2 protein-coding genes are annotated in these 2,159 nt (G+C 48.9%); both read right to left on the reverse strand.

The annotated features are described in order from the left end of the window. Nucleotides 1–233: 233 nt before the first annotated feature. Nucleotides 234–1,196: an HD domain-containing protein gene (locus P1P89_23200; protein MDF1594432.1), complete on the reverse strand. Its 963-nt coding sequence runs from the start codon at nucleotides 1,194–1,196 to the stop codon at nucleotides 234–236. Next, nucleotides 1,168–1,965 (reverse strand): 5'/3'-nucleotidase SurE, encoded by a 798-nt coding sequence (gene surE / locus P1P89_23205; protein MDF1594433.1) that lies wholly within the window; start codon nucleotides 1,963–1,965, stop codon nucleotides 1,168–1,170. Before surE ends, P1P89_23200 begins: the two co-directional genes overlap by 29 nt. Nucleotides 1,966–2,159: the final 194 nt, after the last annotated feature.

The raw sequence follows: 2,159 nt of genomic DNA on the forward strand, positions 1-2,159 counted from the left end.
AACAGGGTGTCTTGGCTCCTCCATAACCGCATACTACACCATGTGGTCGGTTGAGTAAAGTGCATACCCACTTTTCATAAATATGTTAACGTTTTAAAATCCCTCCCAACCTCCCTTTCCAAAAGGGAGGAGAAGTATTCCCCCTTTATGAAAGGGGGCAAGGGGGATTTCTTCGATGAAGTTCATTAAAATCCATTTTGCCGAATACGTCACCGTATTTATGACGTTGTATACTAAGTCTCCTCCCTGCTTTTTCCGATATAAAAGTGACGCCCCAGCAGCCGATGGTAAGAAGTCCAGGATTCAGCAGAATTATCCGAGGACATAAAGCTGCGAATACCGTTAACCTTGGAATCAATTTCATCGATATAATTGAGCAACACCGCTTCAATCGTCTTGGGCAGTTCCGGCGAGCCGAATTCCCGCGCGCCATGGTGACTCACGACCAGGTGCTTGAGCAGCACCGCCGTTTGGGTCGGAAACCCCTCTATCGCTTTAATTTTATCTTCAAGCATCTGCAGCCCGATCACAATATGGCTCAAGAGGCGGCCTTCGTCGGTATAGTCGATGCGGTACTGATATTCGAATTCCCGAATCTTGCCGACATCATGAAAAAGAATGCCGGCAAACAGCAGATCCATATCGATCCCGCTGTAATGACCGGCAATTTTATCTGCCAGCAGCGTCATGGAGAGTGTATGTTCCAGCAGCCCGCCGATATAGGCATGGTGCATATTTTTAGCCGCCGGAGCAGCCTTAAACTTCTGGACGAATTCCGTGTCTTCCCAAAACGACTGGATCAGGCGCCGGATAAAATCGTTCTTAACCTGACCCGTTTGACTCACCAGCCGGTCGAACATGGTATCCACTTGATGCCGGGTTGTCGGCAGAAAATCCGCAGGGTCCACCGACTCAGCCGGACAGGTTGTCATCTTTTTGATAACGAGCTGCGGCGCACCCCGATATTCGTTGACAGTCGCCACGATAGAAACAAAATCACCGGATGCTACGCCCGCTGACGTGATCTCGTCCACATGATCCCATACCACCCCTTTGACATGACCGGTTTTATCCCCAAGGGCGACATTCAGGTAGTTGCTGCCATCTTTTTTTTGAGACACCGATTTTTCCATCAGTACAAAAGTGTCGTTTACAGCCTGGCCGATCTTAAGATCGCTTATAAACTGTTTTTTCATTGTTCAGCACCTTTTTCTCAATATCCCAGCTTTTCAGATTATCCATGGTGGCGTAGTCGGTCATGTCGCATTGAATCGGGGTGATGGAAATATAATCGTTCTCCAATGCGGCCCCATCCATGTCAGGTTCACTAAATACAGCCTGGAACTCGCTCCCCTGCCAATAGTAGGTCTTGTTGCGCGGATCAACCCTTTTGTCAAAATAGTCTGAAAAAGTGGGAATCCCCTGCCTGCTGATCTTAACGCCGGCAATCTTTCGTGTGGTTACGTCGGGAATATTCACATTTAAAATGGTGCCATGGGGCAAACCATTCCGGAATATAAATTCCGCCAGCACCTCGGCGACACGCGCCGCTGCTTCAAAGTGCCTTGCTTCGCGGCCTTGTATCGACAAGGCGATTGCCGGGATGCCATAAAGGGCTGCCTCCCTGGCAGCTGCGACCGTTCCGGAATAATTGATATTGATGCCCACGTTGATGCCCGGATTTATCCCGGAAACCGCCAGATCGGGTTTCGCGTCAAGAATTTCAAGAATACCCAGTCGGATGCAATCCGCCGGCGTACCGCTGACCGCATACCCCTGAAAGCCTCCGTTTACCATGACTTTTTCCAGCCGCAGCGGCTCGTTCAGGGTAATGCCGTGTCCAACCGCGCTGCGTTCCCGATCCGGAGCGACAACCGTGAGGGCATGTTTTAGCATCAGTTGCCGATACACCGCCCATAATCCCGGCGCATAAATACCGTCATCATTTGTCATCAATATATTCATTTGTCTCCATAAACCCTGTGGTTATCGAACGCAACTACATCTTGACTTTTAGGCCCGATTTGGGTTTTATACTTGAAATTTCATTTGTGTTCAAGATGTTATCTTGCGAGCTGGATGACCCTGATTCACCGTCAAGAAAAGTAAAAAACCTCGTTGATCCTGAAGAATCAGGGTGATAGGTTAATTTTAGACAA

Source organism: Desulfobacterales bacterium, assembly GCA_029211065.1.
GTDB lineage: Bacteria > Desulfobacterota > Desulfobacteria > Desulfobacterales > JARGFK01 > JARGFK01.